The sequence below is a fragment of the Kitasatospora sp. NPDC059812 genome, assembly GCF_042732075.1.
Lineage (GTDB): Bacteria > Actinomycetota > Actinomycetes > Streptomycetales > Streptomycetaceae > Kitasatospora.
The window spans coordinates 107,691-114,314 of sequence record NZ_JBHWIO010000016.1 but is presented as its reverse complement, the minus strand read 5'-3'; the positions used below and the strand labels follow the sequence as shown (position 1 = coordinate 114,314).

At 73.6% G+C, this 6,624-nt stretch carries 7 protein-coding genes; 4 read left to right on the top strand and 3 right to left on the bottom strand.

Translation table 11 applies throughout. The features are described from left to right. Positions 1 to 140 precede the first annotated feature (140 nt). The gene (locus ACFV6D_RS11665; RefSeq protein ID WP_063346949.1) at positions 141 to 575 is read right to left on the bottom strand and encodes a hypothetical protein; all 435 of its coding nucleotides are present in this window, start codon (positions 573 to 575) and stop codon (positions 141 to 143) included. 162 nt (positions 576 to 737) lie between these two features. Between ACFV6D_RS11665 and ACFV6D_RS11660 the strand changes: the two genes are divergently transcribed. The 4 genes from ACFV6D_RS11660 (at position 738) to ACFV6D_RS11645 (ending at position 5,280) form a co-directional block, all read left to right on the top strand. Next, complete coding sequence (locus ACFV6D_RS11660; RefSeq protein ID WP_380559376.1) at positions 738 to 1,889, top strand: acyl-CoA dehydrogenase family protein; 1,152 nt, start codon at positions 738 to 740, stop codon at positions 1,887 to 1,889. A 76-nt stretch (positions 1,890 to 1,965) separates the two neighbouring features. Continuing rightward, the gene (locus ACFV6D_RS11655; protein ID WP_244293315.1) at positions 1,966 to 2,721 is read left to right on the top strand and encodes a TetR family transcriptional regulator; all 756 of its coding nucleotides are present in this window, start codon (positions 1,966 to 1,968) and stop codon (positions 2,719 to 2,721) included. A 203-nt stretch (positions 2,722 to 2,924) separates the two neighbouring features. After that, on the top strand, positions 2,925 to 4,310 hold the full coding sequence (locus ACFV6D_RS11650) for a chloride channel protein (protein WP_380429006.1): 1,386 nt from the start codon (positions 2,925 to 2,927) through the stop codon (positions 4,308 to 4,310). Between the two features lie 247 nt (positions 4,311 to 4,557). Continuing rightward, on the top strand, positions 4,558 to 5,280 hold the full coding sequence (locus tag ACFV6D_RS11645) for a DUF2278 family protein (RefSeq protein ID WP_380429008.1): 723 nt from the start codon (positions 4,558 to 4,560) through the stop codon (positions 5,278 to 5,280). A gap of 24 nt (positions 5,281 to 5,304) precedes the next feature. On the opposite strand, the gene ACFV6D_RS11640 is transcribed toward ACFV6D_RS11645, so the two are convergent. Continuing rightward, the gene (locus tag ACFV6D_RS11640; protein ID WP_063346944.1) at positions 5,305 to 5,976 is read right to left on the bottom strand and encodes a prolyl oligopeptidase family serine peptidase; all 672 of its coding nucleotides are present in this window, start codon (positions 5,974 to 5,976) and stop codon (positions 5,305 to 5,307) included. Positions 5,977 to 6,066: 90 nt separating this feature from the next. Further along, positions 6,067 to 6,531, bottom strand: coding sequence for a phytoene desaturase family protein (locus ACFV6D_RS11635; RefSeq protein ID WP_380429011.1), 465 nt, complete (start codon positions 6,529 to 6,531; stop codon positions 6,067 to 6,069). Positions 6,532 to 6,624 lie beyond the last annotated feature (93 nt).

The following is a 6,624-nucleotide window of genomic DNA, read 5'->3' as shown; positions in this document are numbered from 1 at the left end:
CGGGGGGGCCCCCGCGCCCCGCGGGGGGCCGCCCCCCCGGGGCCGCCCCCCCCCCCCCCCGGGGGGGGGGGGGGGGCCCCCGCCCCCGGGGCCCCCCCCCCTCCGGCGTGTGGCGGACGCTATCCGCCGTGCGGTGGACGCTATTCGGCGAAGGCCGCGAGGTGCTGGGTGAACCCGCCCTGGACGGGCGGCAGCGGGCGCGGCTCGACGTCCACCGGCGGCTGCGGCCCCTCCATCGGCAGCAGCCGCAGCTCGGGCTGCTCGGAGCCGGGGGCGGACAGCAGCCGCACCCGCGTCCCGACCGGGACGGTGCTGCGCAGCCCGTCGACGATGCACCAGACGTCGAAGCCCTCGGCCATCCGGATCAGGGACTTCTGGCGGACCAGCGGCGTCCGGGCCTGCTCGACCTCGCAGCGTCGGACGACACCGGTGCCCTCGCTGGGCTCCAGCCGCAGCTCGGTGGAGCCGCAGGTGGGGCAGAGCAGCCGCTGGAAGGTCGGGTTGCAGCACCACGAGCAGCGCTGGAAGTACAGCGTGGTGCTCCGGGTGTCGGCATCGATGGCTGAGTGGACCACGCTGTCATCTCCCTGCGCTCGGACCGGCTTGTTCGGCAGAAGTTCGGCAGAAAAAAGGATAGGGAACTCAGTGCCGCCATGTGAAGGCACTGAGTTCCCTTTTTGCCGCGTGGGTGCATAATGAAGGGTACTGAGTACCGTCGTGAAACAGGAGTGGCGATCATGAGCCAGGAGTTCGATCTCTTCCGTATCTCCGAGGAGCACGAGATGCTCCGTGAGGCGGTGCGTTCGCTGGCCGAGGCGAAGATCGCTCCGTTCGCGGCGGAGGTGGACGAGCAGGGGCGGTTCCCGCAGGAGGCGTTGGACGCGTTGCGGGGCAGTGATCTGCATGCGGTGCACGTGCCGGAGGAGTTCGGTGGTGCGGGGGCGGATGCGCTGGCGACGGTGATCGTGATCGAGGAGGTGGCGCGGGTGTGTGCGTCGTCCTCGTTGATTCCGGCGGTGAACAAGCTGGGGTCGTTGCCGGTGCAGTTGTCGGGTTCGCCGGAGTTGAAGGCGAAGTACCTGGGGGCGTTGGCGCGGGGTGAGGGGATGTTCTCGTACTGCCTGTCGGAGCCGGAGGCGGGTTCGGACGCGGCGGGGATGCGGACCCGGGCGGTGCGGGACGGGGACTTCTGGGTGCTGAACGGGGTGAAGCGCTGGATCACGAACGCGGGTGTCTCCGAGTTCTACACGGTGATGGCGGTGACGGATCCGGAGCTGCGGTCGAAGGGGATTTCGGCGTTCGTGGTGGAGAAGGGCGACGAGGGGGTGTCGTTCGGTGCGCCGGAGAGGAAGTTGGGGATCAAGGGTTCGCCGACGCGTGAGGTGTACTTCGACAATGTGCGGATTCCTGCGGATCGGATGATCGGTGCGGAGGGGACGGGTTTCGCGACGGCGATGCGGACGTTGGACCACACGCGGGTGACGATCGCGGCGCAGGCGGTGGGGATCGCGCAGGGGGCGTTGGACTACGCGAAGGGGTATGTGAAGGAGCGGCGGCAGTTCGGGAAGGCGATCGCGGAGTTCCAGGGTGTGCAGTTCATGCTGGCGGACATGGCGATGAAGCTGGAGGCGGCGCGGCAGTTGACGTATGCGGCGGCGGCGAAGTCGCAGCGTGGGGACGGGGATCTGACGTTCTTCGGGGCGGCGGCGAAGTGCTACGCGTCGGATGCGGCGATGGAGATCACGACGGACGCGGTGCAGTTGCTGGGCGGGTACGGGTACACGCGGGACTACCCGGTGGAGCGGATGATGCGGGACGCGAAGATCACCCAGATCTACGAGGGGACCAACCAGGTCCAGCGCATCGTCATGGCCCGCAACCTGCCGTAACAGCCTCTCCGAGGTGCACCGACGGCCGGGCCGAGCACCCGGTCCGGCCGTTCGGGGCCGATGCTATGTTCCGGGAATGAGCGAGAAGGAAGAGCAGGACCTGCCCATGAACGACGGGCCCGCCAAGCCGGCGATGCGCGAGGCGCTCGTCGCCGCGGCCTTCGAGCTCTTCCTGGAACGCGGCTTCGAGCAGACCACCATCGACGACATCGTCTCGCTCGCCGGGGTCGGCCGGCGCTCCTTCTTCCGCTACTTCCCGGCCAAGGAGGACGTGGTCTTCCCGGACCACGAGCGCAGCCTCGCCGAGATGACGGAGTTCCTGGAGTCCGGCACCGGCGAGGAGGACCCGGTCAAGCACGCCTGCGACGCGGCCCGGCTCGTCCTGCGGATGTACGCCGAACAGCCCTCCTTCTCCGTCCAGCGCTACCGCCTCACCCGCAAGGTCCCCGGCCTGCGGGCGTACGAGCTCTCCGTGGTCTGGCGCTACGAGCACACGCTCGCGGCCTACCTGCGCGGCCGGTTCGCCGACCGCCCGGACGGCCCGCTGCGCGCCGACGTGACCGCCGCCGCCGTTGTCGCCGCGCACAACCACGCCTTGCGCACCTGGCTGCGCTCGGGCGGCGAGAGCGACTGGGTGGTCGAGGTCGACGCGGCGATGGCCTTCGTCACCGGCACCTGGAACGACCGCCCGGGCGGGGAGTCCGGGGGGTCCGGGGAGCCCGCGGAGTCCGGGGCGGACGATGTGGTGGTGCTGGTCGCCAGCCGCCGGGCGCCGCTGTGGCGGATGGTCCAGGGCATCGAGAGCGCGCTCGGCGACGCCCGCCGGCTCTGACCGCCCGCTGTTGGCCCCGGCCGCCGTCGACGCCCACCCGCTCCGGTCGCCAGCCGCCCCGGAGGGCGCTCTCACCCGAACGGCGCAACTCCGCTCGTCCGGCGCCCGGCTGACGGGCCGCACGCCGTGCGGGCCGCCCGGCCCCGGGCGAGACTCGGTCGCAGGACGGGGGCCGCGCGCCCCGGGAGCGCGAAGGAGCGGCGATGCCGGGGACGCCCCAGCAGCAGAACGGTGGCCCCACCCTGCGCCAGGTGCTGCTCGGCAAGGGCTACCTCGGCCTGCTGCTGGTCGCCACCCTGATCGGCGTCCCGGTCTCGCTGGTCGCCTTCGGCTTCGTCGGCCTGGAGCACCAACTCCAGCACTGGGTCTGGGAGAGCCTGCCGGTCGCCGCCGGCTTCGACCGCGCCCCCTGGTGGTGGCCGCTGCCCGCGCTGCTGCTGGCCGGCCTGCTGCTCGCCCCCGTGGTCACCCGGCTGCCCGGGCGCGGCGGCCACGTTCCGGTGGACGGGCTGGGCGGCCCGCCCACCCCGCCGGGCGCCGTCCCCGGTGTGGTGCTGGCCGCGCTCGCCTGCCTGCCGCTCGGCGCGGTGCTCGGCCCGGAGGCGCCGCTGATGGCGATCGGCGGCGGCCTCGCGCTGCTCGCCGTCCGGTCCGCCAGGCGGGCCCAACACCCGGAACTGGTACCGGTGTTGGGCACAGCCGGGGCGGCGGCGGCGATCTCCACCATCTTCGGCAGCCCGCTGGTGGCGGGCGTGATGATGATCGAGGCGGCCGGGCTGGGCGGCCCGCGGCTGATCGCTCTGATCCTGCCCTGCCTGCTGGCCAGCGGGGTCGGTGCGCTGGTCTTCACCGGCTTCGGCCACTGGACCGGGCTGTCGATCGGCGCGCTCTCGCTGCCGCGGGTGCCCGAGAGCGGCGTCCCGGACCTGGGCGACTTCCTCTGGGGCGTCCCGCTGGCGGTGGTGATCGCCGTGGTCTGCGTGGCCGGGCAGGCCCTCGGCCGGCGGGTCAAGGCCTTCACCACGGGCGATCCGGCGGGCCCCCGGCCGGTGCCGACCGCTCGTCGGACCGCCGTCCGGACGGTGCTGTGCGCGATCGCCGTCGGGGCCTGCCTCGCGGCGTACGCGCTGCTCACCGGTCGCTCACCGGAGGAGGCCGCGCTCTCCGGGCAGGCCACCCTGGGCGCGCTGGCGGCCGACCCGGCGGCCTGGTCGATCGGTGCGCTGCTCGCCCTGGTGCTGTGCAAGACGGTCGGCTGGGGGATCGCCCTGGGCAGCCTGCGCGGCGGCCCGATCTTCCCGGCGATCCTGATCGGTGCCGCGCTCGGGGCGGCCTGCGCGCCGCTGCCCGGCTTCGGCACCGCGCCCGCGCTGGCCGTCGGACTGGCCGCCTCCGGCGCGGCCGTCACCCGGCTTCCGGTCACCAGCATGGTGCTGGCGACGGCGCTGCTGGGTGGCCAGGCCGCCGATGCGATGCCGCTGCTGATCGTCGCCGCGGTGACGGCCTTCGTCACCGGCGAGCTGCTCCGGGGGCGGTCGAGACGCGTCCACGTCCTGCCCGGCCGGGGCAGGCCGGCACCGGCCGACTGACCGGCCCGCCCTCGCCCCGCCCTCGTCCAGTCCTCGTCCGGTCCTCATCCAGCCCTCGTCCAGTCCCCGGACGCCGGCGCCCCGACGTCAACGTTCTGCGGCGCGAAAGCCCGTTCGGGGGACGGCAGATGAACAACTGCGGATTCCACAGCCCCCGGTCGGCGGTGTGCGCGATAACGGAGGGACCCCGGCCGACCGGCCGGCGAGGCACCAGGACCAGCAGCCAGGGAACCGAGGAACCACACCCATGCCGATCAGCTACTACGGCGTGCTCGCCGCCACCGCCGTCGACCGGCGCCGCGAGGGCGCCACCGACACCCCGCACTACCAGATCCACCTGCGCGACGCCGGGGGCACCGACTACCGCGCGGCGGTCAACGTCCTCTCCCAGCAGGCCCCCGCGGACCTGCGCTACCTCGCGGTCGAGGACTTCCGGCACCCCGTCACCGGTCTCCTCCCGCCGGCCGGCAGCGGCTGGAACCCGCTGCCGTCCCGGCCGGGCACGGCGAGCCTGGACTTCGTCCGCGGGCACCTGTTCGACCCTGCGGCGATGCGCGTCCTGCCGCCCGACCTCCCGGGCCCGGACAACGACCTCGCCGACATGCTCGACCAGCACGTCCAGCGGGCGATCGCCGACCCGGCGGCCGCGGTGTACGTCTTCGGGCAGCGCTTCGGGCCCGAACCCGGCGTCCCGGACAAGGTGTTCGGCTTCCTGCCCGGCAACGGCGTGCACGACGTGCACATGAACCAGGGCAACAGCGGGCGGTTCCGGACGGACGACGGCGTCTACCAGGACGGCGCGCTGCTCATCCACCTGCCGGCGGAGAGCCGGTGGGCGGCGGTGTTCCTGGCCTTCCAGTCGCAGTCCTGGCACACCGACGACCGCACCGGGCACGCCCTGCCCGCGTCCGTCCCGCACCCCACGCGCCCCCGGACCGGCTCCCGCCAGGCGACCGGCCCCCAGCAGTAGCGTCCGCCGGGCCCGTCGGCGTTCTCAGCCCGCGCTGCGGGACCGGCGGGACTGGGCGAGCAGCCAGGCGTAGACCTCGGGGTCGTCGTACGTCCGCGTCCAGGAGTCGTGGCCGACCCCCGGGTAGCGGGTGAACCGCACCGGACCGCCCGCCTCCCGCAGCGCCTCGACCACCCGCTCGGTGTGGGCGACCGGGACGACGTCGTCCTCCCCGCCGTGGAAGGCCCACACCGGGAGGGCGGCGAGGCGCGGCGCCGCCTCCCTCAGCCCGGACCCGCAGATCGGCACGGCGGCGGCGAACCGGCGCGGGTACCGGGCGGCGAGCGCCCACGTGCCGGTGCCGCCCATGCTCAGCCCGGTCACGTACCGCCGGTCCGGGTCGATCCGGTACGTCCGCGCCACGTCCTCGACCAGGGCCGCCAGCGCGCTCACCTCCGCGACCCACGAGCTGTGCGCCGGGCACTGCGGGGCCACCACCACGAACGGCAGCTTCGCCCCGGCGGCGATCTGCCGCACCGGCCCGTGCACGGCGAGCGCCGCCAGATCCTCGCCGCGCTCCATGGCGCCGTGCAGGAACAGCAGCAGCGGCCACGGCCCGGGGCCCTCGTCGTACCCGTCCGGCAACGACAGGGCGTACCCCAGGTCGTTGCCGTCCTCGTCGACGGCGAACCGGTGGTGCTGAACAGGTGCGGACATCGGTCTCCTCCAAAGGCGCCAGGGGTTCCACGGGGCGGACCCGCCGCCACCACCCTTACCGAGCAGCCTCTCCGATCGATGACGCCGCCGTCACGGTTCACATCGCAAAGATGCCGGACGGGGCCCGAGCGAGGGCGGCGCGGCGATGCCGAACTCCCGGCGGAGCGCGGAGACGGCGGCGAGGTAGCCGCTCATGCCGTGGACGCCCGGACCGGGTGGGGTGGACGCGGAGCACAGGTAGACGCCGGGCAGCGGGGTCGCGTACGGGTTCCACCGGAGGGTCGGGCGCATGAGCAGCTGGCCGAGGGTCAGGGCCCCGGCGCCGATGTCCCCGCCGACGTAGTTGGGGTTGTACGCCTCGTACTGGACGCCGTTGGTGCTCCTGGCGGCGAGGACCGTCTCGCTGAACCCGGGCGCGTACTTCTCGATCTGTGCCGTGACGGAGCCGGTGGGGTCCGCCGCGTACCCGTTGGGCACGTGCGCGTAGGCCCAGACGGGCCTCTTCCCGGCGTGGACCCGGTCGGGATCGGCGACGCCGGGATCCACCAGCAGCACGAAGGGGTCGCCCGCGTCGACACCGCACGGTGGTCGGGGTGGATCCGCTGGAGGCCCTCGCGGCCAAGATCGAGCGGAACGAGCTCCGCTAAC

Coding starts and splice junctions, on each gene's coding strand:
- ACFV6D_RS11660 (WP_380559376.1), top strand. CDS start 738: ATGAGCCAGGAGTTCGATCTCTTCCGTATCTCCGAGGAGCACGAGATG.
- ACFV6D_RS11655 (WP_244293315.1), top strand. CDS start 1,966: ATGAGCGAGAAGGAAGAGCAGGACCTGCCCATGAACGACGGGCCCGCC.
- ACFV6D_RS11640 (WP_063346944.1), bottom strand. CDS start 5,976: ATGTCCGCACCTGTTCAGCACCACCGGTTCGCCGTCGACGAGGACGGC.
- ACFV6D_RS11650 (WP_380429006.1), top strand. CDS start 2,925: ATGCCGGGGACGCCCCAGCAGCAGAACGGTGGCCCCACCCTGCGCCAG.
- ACFV6D_RS11645 (WP_380429008.1), top strand. CDS start 4,558: ATGCCGATCAGCTACTACGGCGTGCTCGCCGCCACCGCCGTCGACCGG.